General features: G+C 49.6%; 9 protein-coding genes and 2 pseudogenes. 3 read left to right on the plus strand and 8 right to left on the minus strand.

The genetic code is table 11. The features are described 5' to 3' along the window. From dndD to dndB, 3 genes are read right to left on the minus strand one after another with little or no spacing between them, the layout of a single operon-like run. On the minus strand, positions 1-1,959 hold the full coding sequence (dndD, locus tag AACU55_RS09400; RefSeq protein WP_134706881.1) for a DNA sulfur modification protein DndD: 1,959 nt from the start codon (positions 1,957-1,959) through the stop codon (positions 1-3). Continuing rightward, the gene (dndC, locus tag AACU55_RS09405; RefSeq protein WP_134706882.1) at positions 1,949-3,616 is read right to left on the minus strand and encodes a DNA phosphorothioation system sulfurtransferase DndC; all 1,668 of its coding nucleotides are present in this window, start codon (positions 3,614-3,616) and stop codon (positions 1,949-1,951) included. The genes dndD and dndC overlap by 11 nt, the downstream gene beginning before the upstream one ends. Continuing rightward, entirely contained in the window at positions 3,613-4,692 is a 1,080-nt protein-coding gene (gene dndB, locus AACU55_RS09410; protein WP_134706883.1) for a DNA sulfur modification protein DndB, read from the minus strand. Before dndB ends, dndC begins: the two co-directional genes overlap by 4 nt. 128 nt (positions 4,693-4,820) lie before the next feature. Between dndB and dndA the strand changes: the two genes are divergently transcribed. Beyond that, entirely contained in the window at positions 4,821-5,945 is a 1,125-nt protein-coding gene (dndA, locus tag AACU55_RS09415) for a cysteine desulfurase DndA (protein ID WP_134706884.1), read from the plus strand. Between the two features lie 205 nt (positions 5,946-6,150). Here dndA and rdrB read toward each other — a convergent pair whose 3' ends face one another. From rdrB to AACU55_RS09440, 5 genes and pseudogenes are all read right to left on the minus strand, one after another. Further along, entirely contained in the window at positions 6,151-8,892 is a 2,742-nt protein-coding gene (rdrB, locus tag AACU55_RS09420) for an antiviral RADAR system adenosine deaminase RdrB (protein WP_134706885.1), read from the minus strand. Continuing rightward, positions 8,892-11,585, minus strand: a complete 2,694-nt coding sequence (gene rdrA, locus AACU55_RS09425; RefSeq protein WP_134706886.1) for an antiviral RADAR system adenosine triphosphatase RdrA — start codon at positions 11,583-11,585, stop codon at positions 8,892-8,894. Before rdrA ends, rdrB begins: the two co-directional genes overlap by 1 nt. A gap of 539 nt (positions 11,586-12,124) precedes the next feature. Further along, a pseudogene (locus AACU55_RS09430) lies at positions 12,125-12,799 on the minus strand (IS3 family transposase); the annotation flags it as partial. Next, positions 12,789-13,238, minus strand: a pseudogene (locus tag AACU55_RS09435) (POTRA domain-containing protein); the annotation flags it as partial. The pseudogenes AACU55_RS09435 and AACU55_RS09430, both read right to left, overlap by 11 nt. Before the next feature lie 495 nt (positions 13,239-13,733). After that, on the minus strand, positions 13,734-14,693 hold the full coding sequence (locus tag AACU55_RS09440; RefSeq protein WP_134706887.1) for a glycosyltransferase: 960 nt from the start codon (positions 14,691-14,693) through the stop codon (positions 13,734-13,736). A 1,069-nt stretch (positions 14,694-15,762) separates the two neighbouring features. On the opposite strand from AACU55_RS09440, the gene AACU55_RS09445 reads away from it, so the two are divergent. Further along, the gene (locus AACU55_RS09445) at positions 15,763-17,463 is read left to right on the plus strand and encodes a ShlB/FhaC/HecB family hemolysin secretion/activation protein (RefSeq protein ID WP_240785688.1); all 1,701 of its coding nucleotides are present in this window, start codon (positions 15,763-15,765) and stop codon (positions 17,461-17,463) included. A 36-nt stretch (positions 17,464-17,499) separates the two neighbouring features. Further along, on the plus strand, positions 17,500-25,912 hold an 8,413-nt coding region (locus tag AACU55_RS09450; protein ID WP_134706888.1), incomplete at its 3' end, for a two-partner secretion domain-containing protein.

Below are 25,912 nucleotides of genomic sequence, written 5' to 3' on the forward strand. Positions count from 1 at the left end.
TTAAAAGTACCCTTCTTTAAAGCTGGACGTTTTGCTTTGCTCACTATGATTAATATGGAACTCACGACTTATGTATGGTTTGAGTTGTTGATAATACTCACTGATAATTTCTTCATCGGTGGATAGTAAGATTACTTGCGGACCTGCTTTAGGGAAGTAGTGATTCACCAATTTACTACGGTGCTTACCATCTAATCTACTAAGTGGTGTATCAATAATGGTTGGTAGTTCTTTACCTGAGGCTTCAGCTAAACCCCACAAAATGGCGATTGCTAATAGCTGCCGCTCACCTGCTGAAAGTTTAGCTGTCTCAAGAATATTGCCTGCTGCATCATAAAGTGTGATAGCAAAGCTTTCAGGGCAAATTTTTAACTGACTGATAAGCTGTGACTTACGGCCTAATGCATCAAATTTTTGCTTAACTAATGTCTGCAACCGATCGATATTTTCACTTATTAACAGTTCAGCAAAGCTTTGCAAAGTTGTTTTTAGCTTTTTAATGTGACTGCTTACTTGGATAGTCCGTTTTTGTTCGAAAGTATCTTTGTTTTGCTGCGCTAATAAATTGGTATAGCGCTGTGATAAAATATTACTCTTTATGGTTGTTTGTTCAAGTAATTGCTGTTTATGCTTGAGCTTTGTCGTGAGGGTTTTAAGAGTTGCCTCACATTCAGCTAATTCAGTAATTAAATGCTGAACTGATTCGTAATCTGGTACAGTATCTAGCTGTTGTTGAAGTAAGGCTTGTTGCTCAAGCAGTTGTTGTTGTTCTTTTTGCAAATTCTGCCGTTGTTTATCTTCTTGTGCAATTCGTCCTTCTAAACCATTAAAAATACCTATTTCCGTTTTCAAAAAACATTCGACATTAGCCAGCGCCTGTTGCTTTTGCGCTTGTTCAGCTATCACGTTATTAACGTGAAAAACGGTCAGTTCAGGTGCAGCCGTGGTTTTTAGTACATTGAGAATTTTTTCGTTATAAACACTGATTGCTTCATCCAGTATTATTGCCTGAGTTACCTCACTTTCTAGACGAATTTGCACTTTAGTTTGTTCAATCAGGTCTTTCACTAATCCCAGTGGGCCGACGCCAGCAGCCAATTTAATTTGTTCGGCTTTATTTAAGCTTATTTTAGTTTCAATAGTGCCTAACTCAAACTTGAGTTCGTCACGCTTTTCAATCAGATGGGCACCAGCATTACGTACAGCTTGACGAGCTTTATTAACAGCAATAGTGGTGCTACTAGTGTTATGTTCAATTTCAACTAGTTCTTTTTTCAAATCTGAAACTGCAGTATTACACTGACCCATTTCATTTTCGCAGGATTCTACTTTCGCAATGATGCTTTGATCCACATTGGCTGCAAGGCGTTTTTTATCCACTTGAGCAAGGTCAATTTGCAATTGTGACAGTAAGTCTAATCCTAGTAGGCTCTCAATACCAGTTCTGACTAGTTCTGATGAGCGCTGTGGATGTGCCAAGTTTTCAATTTTCTCGCCATCAAAGAAGAATAGATCCGATAAACTAAGTGGGATAAATTCGTTAACAAATTCATCCCAGTGCTGGCTTAGATGTTCGTTTAGTTCAAGATCAACATACACTTTAATTTTATCTTTTGTTTCTAAGCCTTTCACATACCAGCTACGCTCAATATCGTAACGATTAATTCTATTTTCTGTTTGATGTGTAAAGGTTAAATTTAATTTAACCTCGGCTTCTGGAGGTGAAAAATGATTTTTACAGCTGGCTAAAAATGTACTATAGGCGGTACCAGCACGGTTAGAACATCTTGCATGTTTACCGTACAACACCAACTGTATGGCATCAAGAAAAGTTGTTTTACCCCCGCCATTTAATGCACCTATTAAGATCACCGGTTTATCACGTTCCACTTCGAGGTTAATCGAGTGCTCACCTTGATAAATGCCGAAATTTATGATTTTTAATTTGTTAAATATCATCGCTAACAACCTCTGTTTCAATCAGCAATGAGCTATATCCCCGTTCCTTGACTGAACGAGTAATAATAGCAATCTGCTCATTGATAGATTCTTTTTCTCTTTCTGACAAATTTTGTGAATTATCATATTGAATTTGTAGCTCGAGCCTTTTACGTTCAAGGGCAAATTTTTTAGCCTCATCTAAAGATGCAAATGCCCCTTTTTCTAAGCTATCTGTTAATTCTGTAGCTAAATTGGCTCGCCGCAACTGGCTTTTATGTCTATTGGCAATAACCATCGCAGCACGTATTTGTTGGTACATGAGGCCTTCATCATCGTTATTTTCAGTGCAGAAGGTTTTGAGTTTATCTAACACTGTTTTGTTCAGAATAGGATGATGAGCTCGGCGTGAGCCGGGGTAAGGTTTCCCAATTATTTTTTGGTAAATTGCAGGAAGATTATCTTCTACCTCTAGTTTTTCCTCCAGCCAGATACGACGTATTTCTTCCAATTCTTCTAAAGGTAATAGTTCAAGATTTTTTACTTCTACCGGTCCCATTTCCTGCACTGCTACTTGAGCTAGCAATACTTTCTCAAGTAGTTCTTCACGAAAACTCTGTACATATGGTCCTGGAACAATATCAGCCCCATTTTTTGTTATGTGTACAGTCAACGAACCATTCATGCGGCGGAAATCACGACGAGATTTATCTCGACGTAGTTTGCTTAATTTCTTGTTATGATCGGCGTCGTTGACGTCAATTTCATTGCGAAGTGCTAATAACGGATACATCCATTCTTTTTCTTCGTCATTAGCAATCATCGCTGACATGGATTTATCTTCAGACACCATAGTACAAACATAACAACCAAATCGGCTATCACCACAGCTTTGAGTACTTTTATCGACTACGAGTGGGCACTCACCACCTTCAGTTGCTCCTTGGTACATGCCCATTAAATCTTGATTTGGGAAATTCCAAGGGTTGGAGACTGAGTTCAGATATATCCAGACATCATCATTAGTCCAGTCGGAAATAGGAGGATAGACCCAAACCCTATCCAGGGTACCATTTGCCGTTAGTCCATCTGCTCGGCGGGTGTTGGTCTCAATATTTTCATAGTGCTCCATTGTTGCCGCGCGGGTTGTGCTTTCCGCTTTGCGCGTACCTAGGACTAAAATAGCCTCGCCTCGTTTGTCGACCAAGTTATTGATAAAATTATTGGAAGGGGCAATTTTTAGACGATCAGTACACCAGCGGAATTTATAGCGTGGAGCAGGGTAGCCTTTGCCAATGAGGTTAACCCAAAACCGATCTTTGACATCAGGGGTCAGGCGATGTGGCTGAATAGGAATATCTTGCTGTTGTTTTGCTTCAACCATCCGTTCTAATGATTTTTCAACCCACATAGCAACAATAGGATTTTCTACAAGCGTATCTGTGCTAATGACATGCACGTCTTTATGACATTGACCTTCTTTTTTTAACTCTTTAAGGGCTGACCACACTAGCTGCAAGACTGCAGTTGAGTCTTTACCTCCACTGTACCCAATGACCCAAGGAATTTGATCTGATAGATATAATTTCTTGATATGGGCAATAGTGGCAGCAACAGTCGCTTTTAGGCCTTGTTTGTTAAATGCAGAGTAAGGGGGACTGCTTACAGGCAAACTCATTTCTTTATTCCTAAAAATTTATCTTCGACTTTTTGTTGCTCAACGTTTAGAGGCAGCTGCAAATGTTGTTTTAAGGCGTTTAATGTTAGCAATGCTGAATGTACGCTATGATCCATCCGACCTTTGTTAAAGCAGCGTTCTACCCATAATTTATTGGTCCGTGCCCAGTTCAAATCTTGGAATTGTTTTAATAATGGTTTCCAATCTTTATGTTCAACTAGTAGTTCTTTTCCAAAAATAGCAAAACTTTTCAACAAAATAGCGCTGAATAGCACGTAGTTTGCTCTATCTGCAGGTTTAATTTGATGGTTTTTCGCTTGTTGCCAAAGCGGTAAATTACTCGCCAGTTCATCCCAATATTCCACAGCCTTTTCTGCTTGCTGTTGCCAGTTATTTTCTGTGATATCAGGACAAAGCTCCATACACGCTGCATGAAGTGAACTATGCATAAAAAATTTGGCTGAACGTTTGCTTATACGGCTGGAAAACTCGACTACGCCATTAAAAAAAGAACTACATTCTACAACATGATTAGTCAAATTCTCCTCTGGTGTGGAACCATAGAGAACAGCGATAGATCTGTTAGCTGGAATAGGGTAGAGGTTCAAATCGCGGAAGATTTTCTGGCGTTGTTTGAGATTCTTATCAACAAAGAAAACGACAGATATCGTTTCATCACCCAGAGCGGGGTCTTCCTCTAACGCCTGCTGAATAGCAGCACTTCTGTGCTGGCCATCAGTCAGATAAAATTCTGCGTCCTCATCGACCACAAGGTTGCCAATCTTGCTTCCATGACCTTCTGCTGCAATAGGCTCAAAGTAAGTTTGCCCCTCAATGCATGCAGTGATCGCTGAAAAAGTGTAATCATGTCGATTGCTGTGAATATAGCGAGCAATCTGTGGAATACGGCTATGGTTCAATACTCGCTGAGCTTTGTCACTTTCTGCAAGCATAGATTCATCCAAAGTGAAAATCTTTTTGAGTCTTTTTAGCGGGCACATCACAATGTAGTATTCGTGCCCAGCCTGAATTCCTCGAATCGCGGGGAAACTGATTCCAGATACGATGTGGTTCACTAATGTCCTTCCTCTATGCTACAGCTTGCATTTTGTTCGAACGAAAAAATTAACTTGTTCGTACGTACATGTAGTGGCATCGTAACAAAATCTTTGAATGATGTCTTTAGCTTTTTGGAGTCAACCAAATGACTGTCTATCTTGATTACAGTGCCACTACCCCAGTCCTCCCTGAGGTAGCTGATCTTGTTCATAATGTGATGCTAGAAGAGTACGGTAATGCGGGAAGCCGTACGCATGAGTATGGGCTTAATGCCAAAAGAATGGTTGAGTTTGCGCGAACACAGGTCGCAACCGTAGTAAACGCAGATAAAACTGAAGTTATTTTTACAAGCGGCGCGACGGAGAGCAATAATATTGTCATTCTTGGTTTGCGCGAATTTGCCGAGAAAACTAATAAAAAACATATCATTACAAGTAAAATTGAACATAAGGCAATATTGGAGCCAGTTAATTACCTGGAACAACAAGGTTTTGACGTGACTTATCTTGATGTCACGCCAGATGGTCAGATTAATATTGAACAATTAAAAGCCTCATTGCGGGATGATACTGTGCTTGTGTCGATTATGCATATTAATAATGAGACAGGTGTAATTCAGCCAATTAATGAGATATGTCATATTCTGAGTGTGCATAATGCATATTTTCACGTTGATGCAGCACAGAGTTTTGGAAAGTATCCATTCGATCTTGAAAATAAACGCATTGATTTTATTAGCATTAGTGGTCACAAAATTTATGCTCCTAAAGGAGTTGGTGCTCTTATTATGCGGCGTCGAGGATATACCAAATCTCCTTTGGTACCTATATATTACGGAGGCGGGCAGGAAAAGGGATTAAGACCAGGAACTTTGGCTACACCATTAGTAGCAGGTTTAGGACTAGCTTGTGAAATCGCAACTAAAAATTCAAGTGAATGGATTAAAGAGGTTGCAGTATTAAAATATGAATTTACCGCTATGATCACTGAACTTGGGGCCGTAATCAATGGAACTAATACTTCACCTTACGTATTAAATTTTTCCATCCCTGGAATTAACTCTGAAGCAGCAATAGTGCAACTAAAAGGAATTATTGCAGTTTCAAACGGGTCAGCTTGCACTTCTAATAGTTATACTCCATCTCATGTGTTAGTCGCGATGGGAATAGATGAAGAGAGGATAAATGGTGCTATTAGAGTTTCCTTTGGCGCTTGTACTAAAAAAATTCCTTATAGAGACATTCAAAATCAGTTAAAAAAATTACTGTAATTTTTCGTTGAGATTTTTATTTAGTGATATTTTATATAAAAAGGGTGGTTTTTGTCAGATTAAACGATGCTCGCTCTATATTTTAATTTGGGATACTTATTACTAAATATCCCCCCATGTAATTTAATGAGCGTCTAATGTGCCATACTTGTTTAAGAACAGTTGGAAATGCAAGCACCTCATTGATTTTATAAATTCGTTTCGTTTAGCAAATTTCAAAAACAGGTTGATGATTACGATAGAATTGTTCAATCCCGTACTGCCGAAGTTGTTCAAGCCAACGCTCTGCAGCGGTACGGCTAATACCTAACTCAATTGCTGCTTCTCGTAGTAACAAAAATTCAGTACGTAAAGTGGTTGGCATAATTCCAGGATCGTCGGTATTGACCAATACTCTTATTGGGCCACGGCGCAGCCCCCATCGATTGTATTTTTCGCCAGCCAACAGTACTGATTCATCTGGTGGATTCCAGCGAAAAATCGGATGCTCGGAATGCTTATTGAACCGTGCAATATAAACATTTGATGTTGGGTTAGTTTCTATAATTAACCCCATCCTATCATACTGGTCTAGTAAATAGTCTTGAAGGGCAAGCATAAATTCTTGTTCTTCTGGGGTTTCAACATCTTCAAGAATTTGAGGGCTTTTCTTCTTATGCACTGTGCCCACCCCTTGTAAATGACTCTTTTGTGCTTGCCATGTATCTCCTGAACGTACAATCACAAGCGGCAACTCTGTACCCGCTTTGATATGACGGTGCCTGTTAAAATATAACTCAGCCACCTGACTCCCACTATTCAGTTCCGATAAATCCGGTAGTACGCATCGTTCTTCTGGTTGAAACGGAGTGATCGCTTGTGCTTGGTTGAATTGATAATAACAATTTCTTCTTAGCAACCAAGCGCGGAAAAGCATTTCTGGATCTTGTTTCTCATAGTTATTTAACCCCGCACCTACTTCCGGTTCCATCAAGTTCGGAGTAACATTCCAGCGTGTAAAAGGGAAGAACCGTGAGATACGTCTCTCCAAGGATGACTGCACTTGTTGTGCTAACGGTAATTTTCCACTGAGAGTAACTGAGTAATGCCATAGCCAGACTAAGTTATCAATATGTTCATCCACACGAAGTACCATTTCACCTTGACGTTCTATCCACCAAGCGGGTTCAATTCCGAGTGCAAGAGCATGGCCTAAACGGTCGCCGTCACGCATTTCACAAAAATGTACCGTCTCATCTATATGACGCATGCCTGATGCCGGATGTGCATAATCTTCTCCTGCATGGATGCTTAAATGAAAACCTATTGATGCACGCTCAGTATCAGGGCGTTTAATAAACCCACGCCGTAACCAGCGTATAACTGGTGAGAACCACTCAATATGAATATGATTTTCATCACCAGCTACGTCCAACCCACGAAACCAGCGGCTCGGTTGAAAATGGAAATTTGGGTTAACATGCCCCAGCATAAACTCGGCTTTATTCCAGCTAGCGGTATTATCAATTCTTCGCGTTAAATGGCGTGTTTCTTTCCAGAGCTTTGTCATGTCAGGCATCGGCATTAATCCAGGTTTACTGCCTAATGCCGTACGAGAAAAGTGTCCGCAAAAATGCCATCGTTCAAGCATCTGGATATATATTAATGCCTGTGCATCAGGAATGATTTCATGCTCGCCAAAAATATAGGGAGGCTGAGGAAGAACGTTACGCGTATAGTTGACCAACTCGTTAGAGATCCCAACTGCAAAATTCGGGCTAAATGTAGTTGGTTTTGACTTAATTTCAGCAACATCACCATTGAAAGCTAAAACCTGCTTAACACTATCTTTTACTATTGGCTTGCCTCTGTTTAACGGTCCGCTTGAGTAATCCCTCACAAAGCGAGTTAATCCTTGCCCATCCATTATCAGACGGCGGCGAAAATCATTAAGGGTCTGAAACCAGCATAGAATCGCTACTCTTATACGGGGGGAGGTTGTAGGGAAGCGGTAGCAACGGCTAAAATAAAGTTGCAACCATAACCAACGATCGGAACCATCGCTCAACATTTCCTTTGCGAACTGACCGCGGAGCCATCCAGGAGAACCGACTACATCACTAGCATGGTTATGAGACATTAATATCCAATCGGGCAGGCGCGGAGGGGATATTAAGTTGTCTAAAACATTTATACTACAGTTCCATTTTACCGACCAAGGGTATAATACCTCAGTAGTTTTTTCTGGCGATGCTAACTCTTCATTTTTTTCTATTTGATCACTGAGTAGAAAGCAAAGAATGTGCCTGAGTCTAAGAAGTAAATCTTTGAGTATAATAGTCTGCTGTTGGTGCCAGAATGGGGGATGTTCATCACGATGAATCTGCAAAAGAGAACTCGATAATAGATAATGATCTAGAATTGCGCTATCAGGAGTGAGGCCTCCGTAATGAGCATGGCCTTCTGCAAAGGGTAATGCAGGATTGCCTTGTGGAGCAAAAAATGAGTTTTGTCCTGTTACAATTCGTTGGATATCTTTAGCTGATGGTGACTCATTGCTTTCCAGCCAAGTGCTCAAATGCCATGCAACCAGTAATGTTGGATCTAGTTCTGCAGCTAAGCGTACATAACCTTGGACCTCAGTTTCGCGATAGCAAATTACATCACCATTACGCCTCATCAGACGGTCAAACAATTCCCCTAACCAGGGTAACTCTGGCTTAACGAACAAATCTCCATCGCATAGTTTTTGCATCAGTTGATTTATATCATTAAGACGATAGCGTCTTGGATAGCGTTTATCTACGCTCTCAACTAACAACTGATAACAAGTATTCTGTAATTCCTCCCAAGCTAAAGTATCGTGGACACCCGCGGGCTGCTGCATAAACTGCCAAAGTTTCGCGGATAGCAGGTCACTGCCGAAGAAACATCCGGCAGAATGTTCGGAAAGTGAACGCTGTAGCATTAGCTTTCAGCCTCTTTCATATCGATAATAGTCTGTACGCGAGCTGTTAGCTTATAGTTAGGATATAAACTTTCCATCTTACGGAGTAATGATTTATATACTTTCGGGGGAAAATTATTCAATGCTTCGGATATTCTTTTATCCGTTAATCGAAAATCCTCTTCAAGCCCTAGTTGATTACGCAGCCAGATTCGTGCATCTCGGGGGATACTATCATTTTTGCTGAAAATCTGACTCTTGATTTCCTCATTCGAGGAAGTTACGTTATCTTTAGCAACTTCAGTTAAGATTGAAAGTGCCTCATCAATCCATCTCCGAATAGGATGATCGGCAAGGAAATAACTTGCTGTACGTGTACTTGCCCCATATTTGTTTTTTTCGGGTGCGTTTTGGCCTTGCCTCACTACAAAGGGTCCAAGGTTGACGTTGAAATGATCATTGCTTTTTTCAAAGTTACGCGTTTTGTTTAAATTAACTGTTGCCACGATCTCTGGCAGGCCGAAAAGGCGGCCTTTCTCGAAGCTACCAAAAGCCGACCACGTGGCATAAAAGGCCCGGCCAACTGTTTCTATAACATTCTTTAGGTCTCCGAAACCATGATCTAAATTTTTTGAATTTGCAAACTGGCTGTAGACTTTATTAAATACCTTATAAACTATCCAAGGAGAGAAACGTCGGTTTTTAAGTCCATGTCTGTCGCGCCATTGCACAATTTCACGGTGTAATTCAGCTAGCTGCTCATCCTGTAAAAGTGCGATTGTGGTTGGTCTGTTTTCAATGCCGTTCTCTTCATCATCTACGGACAAGCTTGAGCTATCACCCGCAGAAACTGTTTTAGTGGGTGCCAGCGCACTGGCTGAAAAAAACGATGCGTTCTGTGCAATACGCTGCATATCAGCAAAGCTAATCTCGCTGACTAAGCTGGCTATAATAATCTCGAAGATTCGGCCAATATTAAGCATGAAGGACTGCTTCGCAGTATTATAAAAATTGTACTGCATTGATAGAGAAGCTAAGAGAATAGCCTTCTCTCCTATTTTATCTTCTGATAGTTCTCTCGGCAGACTTTCCCAATACTTCCAGTTTACTCCTGAAATTATACCCACTTCAGCAATCGGGTAGGGAAGTATAGTGTTGCGAGACTTAAGGCTGGTAAACCAACTTTCTGGTAGGCTGCCTTGTAGGCGATCTATCCATTCCGAGAAATCATTGTTTTTATCAAACTGCTCAAATTCTCGATGACTTTGTAACAAAGGTTGGAACAATGGAGTATCAAATATACTTTTCTGCCTGTCAATTTCGCTTTTGGATAATGAATGCCAGTGACGGTATGCCATTAGTACTAGATATACCGCTCCTGCATTGGCTTCAAAGCGGAAATAGTCAAGCAGCGTTTGCTCCCATTCAGAGGTTTGAATATTATCAAGCATCTTTACCTCGGAAGCAGGTTGTTGCTCCAGTTCACGAGCAAATTGCTGGTAGGCTTGGGTGTAGTCTCGGTCTTTTGCTCGCTGGCTCTGCTGATTATATTCAATGTGAAACTTCTCAATCGCTGTTGGCACTACATCAGGCATCTGCCACAAGCGACGCATCTGAAGTTCATTAGTCGCGAGCCTAATCGTCGAGGGGAGTTCAGGAATTAGTTTTCCACATTGGTTAATAAGTTGCGTTAAGGCGCGAATTGAAGGTACTGGCAAAGGCAACAAGCTTCCCTCCAATCCATTTACCGGGCCAGTAATAAATATTTGCAGCCAGCTGTAAAACACATTGAGTGAGATTGCCTTATTGCCCTCATGTCGCAATTCTATCGATTGGTCTCGCAGGTATTCTTCTACATCGGGCATCACCAAGCGGCGAGGCAAAGGTAATAGTTTTCTCTGATATTCTGTAGCGAGGTCCTGAGCTTTTATTAAAGCTTGTCGTGACTGATATGCAGAGTCTTTCGTTAAGCGACCATGGAAGTCACGCCAGGTAACTTCATTATAGAGGCTGCGATCACCACTCACTACTGGAAGTACATAAGGGGTGGTTAGATAACGTCGAATAATCTCGAGATTTTCAAATGCTCTGTTAAGGGAAGTATCAACATCATCAATAGGGAGGACCAGCAGCTTTTTACCTAAGAGGTCGAGTGTCGCTTTAAAAAATGTCTGTACACAGTCGGCTAAGTGTCGGTTGCCAAATAAAGCACGTAACTTATCCATTCCATAATCAGTACGTTGGTTTTCTACCGATGCTAGTGCATGAGCTAATGCTTCAAGGCACTTATTTAATTTCTGGCTTTTTTCCGGGAACTGACTTTGAGCAAGTTTGACTTCCTTATCTGAAAGCAAAGCTGCCACGATGATATGCAAGAATAACGACTCACTTTCTTCTAGCAGCGTTGGGTCAACTGGCTCCAAAATATGGATATCATTCAATATGCCAGGGTGTTGCTGATCGTTCTTAAGATAAAGTTTAAGGTTAACCAGTACTGAGGTTTTACCCGTCCCTCTAGAACCATCGATTGAGACCGCATTGTGACTACGTATCGAGTTAAGATCGCAAGAGGCAGGTGTATCGGAGATTTTCTTCAGTGCTTCGATAATAAAACCCGCTAGTTTTTGGTAGACAGGGAGAGGTAGTAACGATTGATTATCTTGCAAAATAGCCGATTCAGTAGCATCTAAAGGAATATAACGTGCAGAAGGCATAAGTATGAGTTCCCTATCATCGTAACTAGTTTATTTACTAAAATCATACTCCTTTTTTTTGCGAAAATGAAAGGCCTAGATGAGTGTTTTATAACAGGGCATTTAAGTGCTTTTTTAAGGTGAACTAGTAGAACATAATTACTTTACATTACTATGTGTAGTGGGTTTTTGTGGGTAATGGAGAAAATATTTTCCCATAAATAACTAATGTTCTCTTCAGTGCTGCCGATAAGAACTGTTTTTGCATAGTCAACATGGCCATTTTTTATTGCAAATTTTATTTTCCCTTAAGTCGTTGTGAATCGAAGAGAAATTGTATTTTATTTATAGGTAGAGTTCTGATTTTTATTTTAGAGTCTATTTTAATCTCCTTTATATATTAGATGCAAGGTGTTGGTATTCTCGGGAGGGGGTTTATGTCGAAATAATATAGTAAATTTAACTTGAATCTATGTGTTGATCCTTTCCCAATATCGGTACCAGGAAAAATCAGAGATTCCGGCCTGTTGATCTCTTCCCAATATCGGTGCCAGGATAAATCAGAGAGCCGGGCCTGTTTGCAGGCTTCGGATAAATTCTGCCGGAGTCTGGTTATTTAACGAGGAATGTGGCCGGTACTGGTTATATTCCTGCCGCCAGTGCTCTTCCAGTGACAGGAACCAGTGCACGTTCAGACATTCATCACGCAGGCTGCCGTTAAATGACTCAACCAGGGCGTTATCTGTGGGCTTCCCGGGGCGTGAGACGTCCATCGTTTCCCGGTTTTCATACGCCCAGCGATCCAGCGTTTTCGAGATGAATTCGCTGCCGTTGTTCGTCTGTAGCCGCTGTGGTACACGCTGCTGTGTCTGCCTGATCCGTTCCATCGCGGCGACCACATCGTCACCGCGAAGCTCCTGTCCTACCTCGATCGCCACGCATTCACGACTAAAATTATCGACTACAGTCAGGGCACGGATCCGGCGTCCGTTGAACAGATTATCAGCAACGAAATCCCTGCTCCAGCACTGATCCACAGCGGTCAAAGCCGGGCGGATGCACCTGTGCCTGGCCGTCACGTGCCGGCGCGGGCGTTTTGACTGCAGGTTCAGCCCTTCCAGACAGTAAATCCGATGAGTTTTCTTGTTGTTAACCAGCCACCCCTCGCGCCGCAGCAGGATATGGATCCGCTGCACACCGTAACGAATGCGGGTTTCTGCAATCTCCCGTGTCCGGTGTCAGTTTTACCTGGCGGACTTTACCCGGTACCACGACCAGTTTAAGTTCGCCACTGTTGAGATCCTGCTGCGGAGCCAGCACGCGGGTAGTGATGTAGCCGTGATCCACCAGGCGGTTTTGCAACGTGCTCATCAGCAGGTTAATGCCTTTCCCGCCCAGACAGTGGCCCAGGGCCTGATTACTGATGTGCTGTAACGGCAACCAGTGTGGCAGGGTGTCTGTGCCAGAAAGCGTGACCTGCGAAATTGTAAAGCACGGAGTTTCCTGCGGGAAAATGATGCGACCAAAACTGCCAGAAGGCGGAGAAAGGCGAACGTCAGGTGCGTTGGGGGTCAGGCGTTGCTCTAATGCCCGCTGTTGTTCCTGCTGATGAATAAGCTGCCGGTCACCGGCGGTCAGGGCACGTTCAGGGTTATTCCCCGCAACATTTGGCACCGCTGAGTTAATCAGGGGGGCAGGGATCTCGGGGGCGGCAAACAAAGGCAATGACCATAACGCCAGCAGGGCAAAATATGGGCGGCGACGCGTTAGAGTAGCAGGGTAAATCACAACATGTCCTTATGTATGGAACGCAAAAACATCCCTTTACGTATTACTTATTTTCATAAATTTACACTTCCCGTACAAAATATCAATGAAATGGTCAGGGACTATACAAAAAATTTTAGAATTGAGATTAGTCGACCATTTCCCCCATTCGTGCGGAGACCGGGCACCACACTGATCCCTGGTAATGTAAGCACTGAGGATTATGAAAAGGACCCGCCGTGAGGGCGGAGAATTTCTACCGGAATGAGGTATTTTCAGGAAGGCGATTCTAGAAAAAGAGGTTGAGTTTGCGAACCGGTAACAAGCGTTTTCTCTACTGCTTAGTTTGTAACCTAACCAGATGTGGGGTCTCATTCCGTTCAGGGACCACGAGTCGGCCAATTAAAGAAGCGTAAGAATTAATTTCAACAGGAAAACACCATCGCTGATACTGCTTATCCCGCGAGCCAGACTGACCTTAGATATCCTGTGCCTGAACGTCACTTTAAGCCCAGATTGGTCATACGCATGATTACGGTACAACCCCAAAAAATGACGGGTCTCCCGGAGCGCATGACGATACAGAAATAAACGAACCGCTTTATTTGACTTCAGCTCCGCCAGGCGAATTATTTCAGCAATCACATCGATATAGCTGTGTGCACGGACATCATAGTAGTCAGGACGATGGGTGATCGAGGCGGCATTGATCCTGTAGGTATAGTCTTTGATGTCCGGCAAATAAAACCGAGCATTACCTATCGCCAGGTTCACGGTCCAGAGAATATCTTTGTGACTTTTACCTGTCTGAAAATGCAGCGCGTTGTCTCTAACGTAGGATGACCTGACAATCTGCAGCCACAGGTAGTGCGGCCATTCCCGGTGCGTCACGCAGTGGCGTATCCACTCATGTCCGGATAAGGATTGTCCGTAAGGTTGCCTGGTGTGTACGGGCGTTCTGGAAGTTCCTGAACCCGTGCGCCAGGCATTGAAGATCACCACATCAGCCTGAGTTGCCAGTGCGGTCTGCCAGCGTGCAAAGATGAATCCGTCTTCAACGTCATCGTCCGCATCGAGGAAGATCACCCATTCGCCACGATGGATATCCAGTGCGGCATTTCGAGCAGCGTAGACGCCCTGATTTTCCTGCTCAATGAGGATGAGCCGGTTGTCGCAGATATCCCGGATAAGATTGCCGGTACCATCAGTGGAACCGTCGTTAACGATAATGAGTTCAATAGCGACACGGGTTTCCCTAAGGATCTTGCTGATGAGGTGACTGATGGTCTCTGCCGCGTTATAGACAGGAATGATGACGCTGACCTCGATTACGGCCTGCCGGTCTTGCTGAATGAGCGCCATTTAATCATTGTGCCTTTGGACTGGGATTTCTCTTCTTTCTCGAATTTCCAATTGAATGTCATATATGCATTCCTCGCAGAGCTCTTTATCCAGTGCGAATAACCGTTCGATGAAGTTTCTTTTTTTATTACATCGGGTGCATCTTTTCATGTTCATCTCTTCGCGGCTGCATCGTTCGAGCAAGGTGGCCTGGTGTTGGCGTACTAATCTGATGCTAAGGAATTACCTGAGGGACGATTAGTTTCTGACCCCCTGCAGTGATGACGTAGCAAGCCCCACAGCGGTAATACGCTGTGATTCAAAGCTTTTTACAGCCACCAATGAAATCCAAGGATAACCAGACAGGTTGTTGGAAAGATAATCGTTTTGATAGATCGATAATTGGATTTCGATCGTTATCGCCGATCGATGTGGGCAGGATATCGATAATGGATAGGTATTCCTTGCCCCGCGATGTGGAATGCCCCAACTAAGTCTGGTAAGAAATACCTAATCGAGAAAAAGATTTTTAAAATCATGAGCATGAAAGCCTGCATTTTCGATTTTTGACCAATGTGTTCAGAATCCGAGGTTCAACATGCAACGCATCTATTGGTGCATAACTCAGTTCAGCACTGTTTAAAGGAATATTACCTGCTACATCAACGCTATTGCACCATCAGCCCATTAACGGACGAGTAGGGCTGTTAGCCGAATGCGGAGCCGGAACAGCTAAAGGGGATACAAAAAAGAGGTATGCGTTCACTAAGCCGGTTTATTTCTAAATATTTCTAAAATAATGTTTTAGTAGGGCTGCTATTCAGCAGCATTCATCTTATTTAGGTAATTTTGCGGAAATTACTTGGTGTAATTCTCTAAAAAACACTTGGATTGGCATATTTATTAATCTTTCCCATGACTCTCTTTTTACATATTTTGCAATGTCATTAGCCCGTTAATTGCTAAAGGTGGATCATTCCTCAGCCGATATGTGTTGAATGTTAAACAATACTTCAACGCTGTAGCGGCACCTGACGCGCAAGATTGAGAGCGGAAAGGGCAGCAAGTCGGCGAGAGAAAACGCCCGGATATGGAAATCATAAGCCTTGTTAATCGTTTTCGACATTTCAAACACCGGAAAGTTAGACTTTTAGCGTCGTTATACTTACTGGTTGCTTTTGCCGTGCAGGCCGCGCCGCTCAGCCCCGCCGACCGCGACAGTATCGAACAGCAGCAGCGGCAACTTCTGCAGCAGAACCAGCAACAGCGTCAGGAACTGGAGCGCAGCACACCGATAACACCCGCTCCGCAAACTCCCGTACACTCCGGCGGCCCGTGCTTCGATATTCACGACATTACCCTCAGCGGCGCAGACCATATGCCCGCGCGCATCCGGCAAAAACTCACTCAACCCTATCTGCAACAGTGCCTCGGCATTGGCCAGATTAATGCCCTGGTGAAACAGGTCTCCGACTGGTATATCGGCCAGGGCTATATCACCAGCCGCGCGTTTCTCACTGAACAGGATTTGTCTTCCGGCACGCTCAGCCTGACAGTGATGGAAGGCAAACTCGAAGCCATCAAAATGGAAAACCAGCGCGGCGCAATGCTGGCGATGGCGTTTCCGGGGCTGACCGGCAACATCCTTAACCTGCGCGATATCGAGCAGGGGATGGAGCAGATTAACCGGCTGCGCAAAACGCCGGTGCAGATTGAAATCCAGCCCGGCAGCCAGCCGGGATACTCCATCGTCAACCTCACCTCAAAGCCTGAGTTTCCCCTGCAGGCCAGCGCCGGTTTTGATAACTCAGGGCAAAAAAGCACCGGCACCGGACAGGTCAGCGGCTCGCTGACGGGTAATAACCTGCTCGGGCTGGCGGACCAGTGGTTTGTCAGCGCGTCACGCAGCAGCGACGGCGCAAGCGACCACGACGCGAAAAGCGTGCAGGCGGGCGTTAATCTGCCTTACGGCTACTGGCTGTTCGATTACAACTACAGCTACAGCGACTACCTGAGCACGATTGAATCGCAGGGCTATCTGTGGCGCTCCACCGGCGACAGCCAGGCGCACCGCTTCACCCTTTCCCGCGTACTGTTTCGCAACGGCGACATGAAAACCGCCGCCAGCCTCGGGCTGACGCACCGCCTCAACCGAAATTATCTCAACGACGCCCCGCTGGAAAGCAGCACCCGCAGCCTGACCAGCTGGACCGCCGGTATCAATCACAGCCAGAAACTGTGGGGCGGATACGCCACGCTTAACCCGGCGTTCAGCCGTGGCGTGCCGTGGTTTGGCGGCGAAAGCGATGAAGATAAAAATTCGGATGCCCCGCGCGCGGAGTTCTCCAAATGGACGCTGTCCACCAGCTATTACCGGCCTGTCACCCAACGCATTACCTGGCTGACCAGCGCCTACGGCCAGTGGGGCGATGACCGTCTTTACGGCAGCGAGCGTCTGACGATTGGGGGCGAAAGCTCGGTGCGGGGGTTCAAGGAGCAATACCTCTCCGGCGACAACGGCGGCTACTGGCGTAATGAGCTGGACACTCAACTGTTCGCCATGCCGGGGCTCGGACAAATCAGCAGCGTAACGGCCCTCGATGGCGGCTACCTGCAACGCAGCAATCACGACACCAATGCGTCCGGCACTCTGTGGGGCGCGGCGGTCGGGCTTGCCAGTACCAACGCACATTTCTCCAGCCAGTTTACCGTCGGCTGGCCGTTGAGCTATCCGTACTCACTGGCACCGGATCGCGTCACGGTCTACTACCGCATCGGCTTTGCACTTTAGCGTTGTACCTCTACATAAGAGAGAAGGAATTCGGCGATGAAATCGATCACAGAGCAACCGGTCGCGTTATGGCGTAAAGCGCTGGCCTACGGGCTGATGGGATGGCTGATCTGGCAACCGGTGATGCCCGCATTTGCGGCGGGTATCACGGTAGCCGAAGGCAACACCCGCACCGATCAGGCGGGTAACGGCGTGCCGGTGGTGAACATCGCCACCCCGAATCAGGCCGGGATTTCGCATAACAAATATAACGATTTCAACGTCGGCCAGCAGGGCCTCATTCTCAACAACGCCACCGGCAAACTGACCCAGACTCAGCTGGGCGGGCTGATCCAGAACAACCCCAATCTTACGGCAGGTCAGGAAGCGAAGGGCATCATTAACGAAGTGGTGTCAGCGAACCCTTCACAGCTTAATGGTTACATGGAAGTCGCCGGTAAAGCGGCGAACGTCATGGTCGCCAACCCCTACGGCATCACCTGTAACGGCTGCGGCTTCCTCAATACCCCGAACGCCACGCTGACCACCGGCAGGCCGGTGCTGAACGCGGACGGTTCGCTGCAATCCCTCGAGGTCACGCAGGGTGCGATTACGGTTGAAGGTCAGGGGCTGGATGCCCGCACGAGCGATTCTTTTTCACTGATTTCCCGCGCCGCGCAGATTAACGCCGGGCTGTATGCCAGAGACCTTAACGTCACCTTAGGTGCCAATCACGTCGATGCGCAGGGCAATGCCACGCCGATATCCGGCGCAAGCGTACCGGCGGTGGCGATTGACACCGGCGCACTCGGCGGTATGTACGCCAACCGCATTCATCTGGTTTCCAGCGACAAAGGTGTGGGGGTCAACCTCGGCAACCTGAACGCCTCGGTCGGCGATATGCAGATTGATGCCAGCGGCAGGCTGACGCTGAGTAATGCGACCGCCACCGGCAAGCTGACGGCGAATGCGCAGGCCATCGCCCTTAACGGCACCCAGCAGTCGGGCAGCGATATGGTGCTCAACAGTCAGGGACAACTGGCCGTTCAGGGGAGTCAGGTGACCAGCGGCGGCAATATGACGCTGGCCGCTGACCAGCTCAATTCAGGCAATACCGCGCAGGTGTCTGCGGCAGGCAATATTCATACTACCGCCGGTAATGGCAGCCTGTGGCAGGGCAAGCTGACGGCGGGGAAAGATCTCCAACTGAACGCCGGGGATCTGACCAATAACGGGCTGATCGCCGCAAACGGAAACGCCCGTATCACCACGCAGCGGCTGACCAATACCGGCACGCTGCAGGCACAGGGGACGCAAGATCTTCAGGCGACAACGCTGGATAACAGCGGGGTGGTGCAGGCCAGCGGAGCCCTGACCCTCACCGCCGGAGAGACGCAGCTTGGCGGATTGCTGTCGACTGACAACCAACTGACCGGGCGTTTCGGACAGCTTTCCACCCTCGCAGGGTCGCAGATTCAGTCCGGTAATGATGCGGATATCGGCGTGCAGGGCAGTGCGATGCTCGGCGGTAACGTCCGCGCCGGACAAAACCTGCGGCTCAGCAGCGGCTCACTGAGTTCGGCCAGCAGCGCTAAGCTTTACGCCGTCGGGAATGTGCAGGCGGAGGCGGGCAATAACGGTGTGTGGAACGGCAGCCTGACGGCGGGCGGCAATCTGGGCATCAGTGCGGGCGACATGACCAACAACGGCACGCTGGCCGCCAGCGGCAACACGCAGCTAACCACGCAAAAACTGACCAACGGCGGGCTGATCCAGGCGCAGGACACACAGACCCTGAACGCCAGCGAACTGAACAACAGCGGCAAAATGCAGTCCGGCGGCGCGCAAGATATCACTGCCAATACCCTCAGTAATCAGGGGCTGATCGGTTCGCAGCAGGGGCTGGGTTTACAGGTTGCTGACCAGATGACCGTAGGTGAACAAGGCTCGCTGTTTGCCGGTGACCGGCTGAACATCGGCGGCGGTCAGATGAACGTGGACGGTACACTGACCGGCAAAAATGGCCTGACGCTCAACAGCACTTCCCTGAACGCCGGGAAAAATTCGCTGATCACCAGCCTCGGGGATATTCAGCTCAATGCTGCGCAGCAGGCGCTCAACGGCCAGCTGTCGACCACCGGCAACGTGGGCCTGAACGCTACGGATCTGTCCGTCGGGGCGCTGGGTTCCGTTCACAGCGATAAAGATTTATCCCTGACGGCAACCGGCAGCGCCATGCTGGCCGGTGCGCTCGACGGCAACACGCTGAAAGCCGGTGGCGGCACATTGCAGGTGTCCGGCACCGGTTCGCTGGCCTCCACGGGAGATATGCAGTTATCCGCCCGCCAGCAGCAGCTCAACGGCACCACCAGCGCGGGCAATACTCTTTCGATCACCGCTGACCGGCTGAATGCCGCGCAGGGCGGTAAAACCTCGGCGCAAAATGACGTGCAGGCCACGGTTGCCAGCGACGGCCAGTGGTCCGGCAGCCTGATTGCCGGGCGTGACCTGAACTTTACCGCACACGATTTCAGCAACGGCGGCACGCTGGCCGCCAACCGCAACGGGCAGTTCAGCTTCGGCACCCTGACCAGTAACGGCCTGCTGCAGTCCCTCGGCACGCAGCAGCTTGACGGCGACACCTTCAATAACAACGGCACGGCGCAGTCCGGCGGTGACCAGACGCTGACCCTGAATCAGCTCAATAATCAGGGGCTGACCGGCACCCGCAGCGACTTAGCGCTGACCGTGCGGGATGGCGTGACCAATGGTGATGCGGCAACCTTACTGGCTGATGGTCAGTTGACGCTCAACACCGCCCAGGCAGATCTGGGCGGCACGCTGACCGGCACGCAGGGTGCAACACTTAACGCCACCGCGCTGACCACCCGCGCCGGATCGGTACAGTCCAGCCAGGGCGATGTGAACCTCAGTGCGGATACCGCGAACTTAAAGGGTTTTCTCTCCGCAGATGGTAACGCGGCGCTGACCACGCAACAGCTCACCACCGGCAACGGCTCGCAGACGCAGGGTAAAAACGCGCTGGGGATCAGTGCGTCTGAAAAAGCCGATCTGGCCGGGAAACTGGTGACACCGGGCACGCTGACGGTTCAGGCCGGTACGCTGACCAACGGCGCGGCGCTGGGTGCGGACAATGTTGATATCACGGTCACCTCGCTGACCAACAGCGGTGCCATCACCGCCGACGACGGCCTGCATGTGAAAGCCGGTACGTTGCAGCAGCAAGGCAGCCTGTCTGCGCAGAACCAGATGACGCTGGAAGGCCAGACGCTGGTCAATCAGGGCAACGTGTCGGGCGGTAACGTCGGCGTGAATGTCACCGGCAGTCTGACCAATCAGGGCACCGGCGTGATATCTGCGGGTAACGGCCTGACCGTGACGGCACCGGTTGTGACCAACAACGGCCAGCTTCTGGCACAAACGGTCGGCGTGAATGCTACAGGTATCAGCAACAACGGGCTGATGCAGGGCAACGGCGGTACCACGCTCACCGCCACTACCTTAACCAACGGTGCGCAGGGGCAGGTATTGTCCGGCGGCACGCTGGGTGTGCAGGCAGGCGATACCCAAAATCAGGGCAGGCTACAGGGCAGCCAGCTTACTCTGACCGGCAACAGCCTGACCAACGGCGGCACGGCATTAGGCACGAATGGCCTGAACGCGCAGATGCAGGGTGACCTCAATAACGGCGGCAGCCTGCTCTCATCCGGTAACGTCACGGTGAACGCCGCCACGCTGGAAAACAGTGGCCAGTTGCTCAGCGATAAAACCGCCACGGTGACGGCTGACCACGTCAGCAACACAGGGCAGATACAGGGCGACACGCTGGCGCTTACGGCGAACAACGCGGACAACAGCGGCAACCTGATTGGCCTGAAGGGCCTGACGGCGCAACTGCAGCAGGATTTAACCAACGCCACGTCCGGCAAGATGCTGACGCAGGGCGCACTCACCGTCACCGCCGCGCACGTCACCAACAACGGCAACTGGCAGGCCGACAGCGCCGATTTACACGGCGGTCAGTTAGATCTTAACGGCGCGATCCAGACCGCCTCACGCGCGGAGCTTACTCTTACCGGTGCGCTCAACACGCAGGCGCAGGGCAAAATCATCTCAACCGGTCTGGCTATTTTGCAGGCGGCGAACCTGAATAATCAGGGGAACTGGTCGGCGGATAATCTCACCCTGACCGGCGGTGCGCTGACCAGCAGCGGCGGCATCAGCGGTGTCAGCGCGCTTGCGGCCACGCTCAGCGGGCAACTTCAGGTTCAGCAGGGCGGCACATTACTCAGCGGCGGCACCGCCACGCTGAACGCCGGGAATATTGCTAACAGCGGCACTCTTCAGGCCGGTAACCTGACGCTCACCACCAACAGTATTAGCAACACCGGGCAGTTACAGGGCCAGCAAAGCCTGCAGGGTACGGTACAAAACGGCATCACCAACCTGAGCGGCGGCACCGTACGCAGTCAGGGGACGTTAGATTTGGGCGCACAGACGCTGCTCAATCAGGGCCAGATGCAGGGCGACGGCGTCACTCATCTGACCCTCACCGGTAATCTCAACAACCAGGGCACCTTACTGACCGGCGGCAGGCTGACAGTGTCTGCACCGGTGCTGACCAACAGCGGCACGCTGCAGGCACAGGGCCTCACCATGACCGGCGGCACGCTCAACAACAGCGGTACGCTGACCGGACAGGGCGACAGCGCACTGAACGTCACGCAGATGACCAATCAGGGCCAGCTTCAGGGCGACCGGCTGACGCTTACCGGTAACGAACTGCATAACACCGGCACAGTATTGGGCAGCCAGTCACTGGGGCTTAACGTTCAGAACGCCGACAACCAGGCGGGCGGCAGACTTTACAGCGCAGGCAACCTGACGCTGGTGACACCGGTGCTGAATCAGGCGGGCAGCCTGCTGGCGCTGGGGGATATGACGCTGCAACTCGGTTCGGGCTTCACCCAGACCGGCACGCTGGCAGCGGGGCAGAACCTCAACCTCAGCACGCAGGGCGACCTGAACGTGCTCGGCACCCTGCAGGGCAACGGCATCCAGCTCAGTTCGACCGGCAACTTTACCAACAGCGGTCAGTTGCGCGGTGGCGGCGGTACGGTGGGCGTGGACGCCAGCAACATCCAGCTCAACGGCAGCGGCAGCGTGCAGTCCGGCGGGGATATCCGCCTGGCCAGCCGTGGCGTACTTAACAACAGCGGCTTTGTCGGCGGGGCTGGCAACGTGGTGATGTCCGCTGGCGGCCAACTGACGAACAGCGCGCTGCTGTACGCCGGTAACAACATGCAGTTGCTGGCCGACAGTATTCACAATAACTACGGCGATATTCTGGCGGGCAACAGCCTGTGGCTGCAGCGGGACGCGGCGGGCAACGCCAACAGCGAAGTGGTCAACACGTCGGGGGATATTGAGACTACTAACGGCGATATCACCATCAATACCGGCCATCTGCTGAATCAGCGGGACGGGTTGAGCACGTCGAGTTCTTATCAGGCGGCGGCAGACAGCCCGGCATCCGGCGGTGCCAGTTCGATCAAGGTGCGTCTGGGGGATTTGGATGATGATGAACTGGGTACTTACCTGTCAACGTTCAATTATAACAACGGCGGAAGCGGCAGTAATGGTGAGCGCTGGAGCATAACAACCAGCTATCTGGCACCCAACCAAAAAGGATCAGTTAAAGAGTTCCTGGAGGGCACATCAACCGTGACGGCGACGGCCAGCGGAGGTGCCGGACGTATTGCCGCTAACAACAATATCAATATTGCAGCCAGCACTCTGGACAATGTCGGCAGTAATATTCTGGCGGGTAAGAATATCTCACTGTCTGGTGTGAATCTGAATAACCAGTCCTATGAAAATGGTATTCAGAACAAATATCTTACCTACACCTATACCGGCACACTGGGGTCTGATAATCCTGATAGCAAGGATTATAAAAAAACGTTTGCTACAACTTCCGATTCCACCCAGTCGACCGTCGGGCGTGGGGACAGCGTCGATTCAACCGTGACCTACAACCTCTCTGAAGCACCGACTTATGAGAATGTCAGCACCGGCGAAGGTCTCCGCTCCGTCATTCAGGCCGGTGGGGCAGTTAACGCCAGTTTCAGCAATAATATCAGCAATACCACGACCTCCGCTAACGCAGGCGGTTTATCCCATGCGATAAGCGCCCCGTCTCTGAACGGCACGTCGGGCCTGCAACAGGTCAGCGGTTCGCAAAGCAAACAACTGGCATCCGCACAAAACCTGACCGTCGGCTCGGTACAGTGGAACAATTCCGTCACCGATGCGTTAAAGCAGATTGGCAATCAGGGCGCTGCACTGACGGATTACCCGCTGCCGACCGGCAATAACGGTTTGTTTGTGGCGAGTCAGGATCCTTCCAGCCCGTATCTGATCACCACCAACCCGCAACTTGGCGGGATCGGTAAAACCGATCCGTCACTGTTCAATGCGCTGAACGATTACCTTGCGCGACCGACGTCTGCGATATCTGCCGTGGGCAAACAGGCCACCCCGGGTGGCACCGGCCTGACCTCTGCGGCCTTCTCTGCAACGCCGGTGGCAGGTCAGGTTGTCCATCCTGCGGTTCAGCCTGGCACGCCGTCCAACCCGCGCATTGAAACGGCACCCGTCTATACCGACGAGAGCAAATTCCTCGGCTCGGCCTACTTTATGGACCGGCTGAAGCTGACGCCGGATTACGACTACAAATTCCTCGGCGATGCCGCCTTCGATACCCGTTATGTCGATAACGCCGTACTCAGTCAGACCGGACAGCGCTACGTCGGCGGCACAGGGTCAGACCTCGCGCAGATGCAGTATCTGATCGACAACGCCGCCGAACAGCAGGCTGGTCTGGGCCTGCAACTGGGCGTCAGCCTGTCGCCGGAACAGGTCGCGGCGCTGACCAAAAGCATCGTCTGGTGGGAAAAAACCACCGTCAACGGCCAGACGGTTCTGGCCCCTAAACTCTATCTTTCTGCCAACGACACCCATGCAGTGACCGGCAGCGTGATTTCCGGGAACACCGTCAATCTCGACGCCGGGCATATCGTCAACGCGGGCAGTACCCTGCAGGCCCAGACGCAACTGGCGGCAAAAAGCAGCAGCTCGCTGGATAACCTTAACGCCGGGCTGATTGCCTCTAACGGCAGCCTGCAACTGAGCGCGCTGGGCGATATCAATAATATCGGTTCTTCGATTAGCGGACAGACCGTGGCACTGGCCTCGGTCAGCGGCGATATCAATAACGTCACGCAGGCGCAGCAGTGGACGGCCGCGCCGACCACCAGCAAAAGCAAAACGTCTCAGCTGACCTTCAGCCAGACCCAGACCGGCGACGTGGCCGGTATCTCGGCCACCGACGGGCTTTCGCTTACCGCCGGTCACGACATCAACAACACCGGCGCCCGGCTCACGGCGGGCAGTGACCTGCAACTGGTGGCGCTGAACGACATCAGCATCACCGGCAACGCGCTCAGCACCAGCAAAGCCACGGCGAAAAGCAGTACACAGACCACCGACAGCCAGGCCAGCACGGTCAGCGCGGGCGGTAATTTATCGGCCAGCGCAGGCAACGACCTGACCGTGGCGGGCAGCGCCGTCACCGCCAAAGGCGACGCTAAGCTTGCGGCAGTCAACGACATCAACCTCGACACGATGGACAAGAGCAGCCATCAGACCAGCGGCAAAAATCAGACTGACAGCAACAACGCCACCCGCACGGTGGTGAGCAGCGGCGGCGACCTGACGCTCAGCGCCGGGCGCGACCTTAACTCGCAGGCGGCGCAACTCACCGCTGACCTCAACGCCTCACTTAGCGCCGGCCGCGACGTCAACCTGAACGCGCAACAGACCAGCACCTACAGCGAAACACACGGCAGCAAAAGCGTGAGTATCCGTGAAAATGTGGGGCAGGAAGGAACGGCGATTGTCAGCGGCGGGAGCACCACGATTGCCGCCGGGCGTGACATTACGACACAGGCCGCGCAAGTACAGGCCACCGGCGACCTGGCCCTGAACGCCGGTCGCGACGTGAATATCACCACCGCGCAGGAAAGCGAATACAGCTACGACGAGAAGACGAAAACCAAGAAACACCTGTTCTCCGGCACGACCACGCACACAGTCGCAGAGGACTATGCCACTACCGAAAAAGCCTCGCAGCTGAGTGGCAATAAAGTCTCCGTTGTTGCCGGGCAGGACCTGACGGTGAAAGGCTCGTCCGTGGTCGGTGACGGGGATGTGACGCTGAAAGCGGGGAAAGACCTCAGCATTACCGCCGCTACAGAGGAGCAATCCAGTTATCGCCTGAGTGAGACCAAAACCAGCGGCATGTTCAGCGGCGGCGGACTGGGCGTGACGTTCGGCAGCAAATCCTCGCGTCAGCAAATCAATCAGGACGGTACCACCCAGAGCCAGA

Source organism: Rahnella sp. CJA17(1/100) (assembly GCF_963881615.1).
Lineage (GTDB): Bacteria > Pseudomonadota > Gammaproteobacteria > Enterobacterales > Enterobacteriaceae > Rahnella > Rahnella aceris.

What these genes read in the sequence shown, in the direction of transcription:
- rdrA (WP_134706886.1), bottom strand. Translation starts at nt 11,585, where the DNA reads ATGCCTTCTGCACGTTATATTCCTTTAGATGCTACTGAATCGGCTATT.
- dndC (WP_134706882.1), bottom strand. Translation starts at nt 3,616, where the DNA reads ATGAGTTTGCCTGTAAGCAGTCCCCCTTACTCTGCATTTAACAAACAA.
- dndD (WP_134706881.1), bottom strand. Translation starts at nt 1,959, where the DNA reads ATGATATTTAACAAATTAAAAATCATAAATTTCGGCATTTATCAAGGT.
- rdrB (WP_134706885.1), bottom strand. Translation starts at nt 8,892, where the DNA reads ATGCTACAGCGTTCACTTTCCGAACATTCTGCCGGATGTTTCTTCGGC.
- AACU55_RS09445 (WP_240785688.1), top strand. Translation starts at nt 15,763, where the DNA reads ATGGAAATCATAAGCCTTGTTAATCGTTTTCGACATTTCAAACACCGG.
- AACU55_RS09440 (WP_134706887.1), bottom strand. Translation starts at nt 14,693, where the DNA reads ATGGCGCTCATTCAGCAAGACCGGCAGGCCGTAATCGAGGTCAGCGTC.
- dndA (WP_134706884.1), top strand. Translation starts at nt 4,821, where the DNA reads ATGACTGTCTATCTTGATTACAGTGCCACTACCCCAGTCCTCCCTGAG.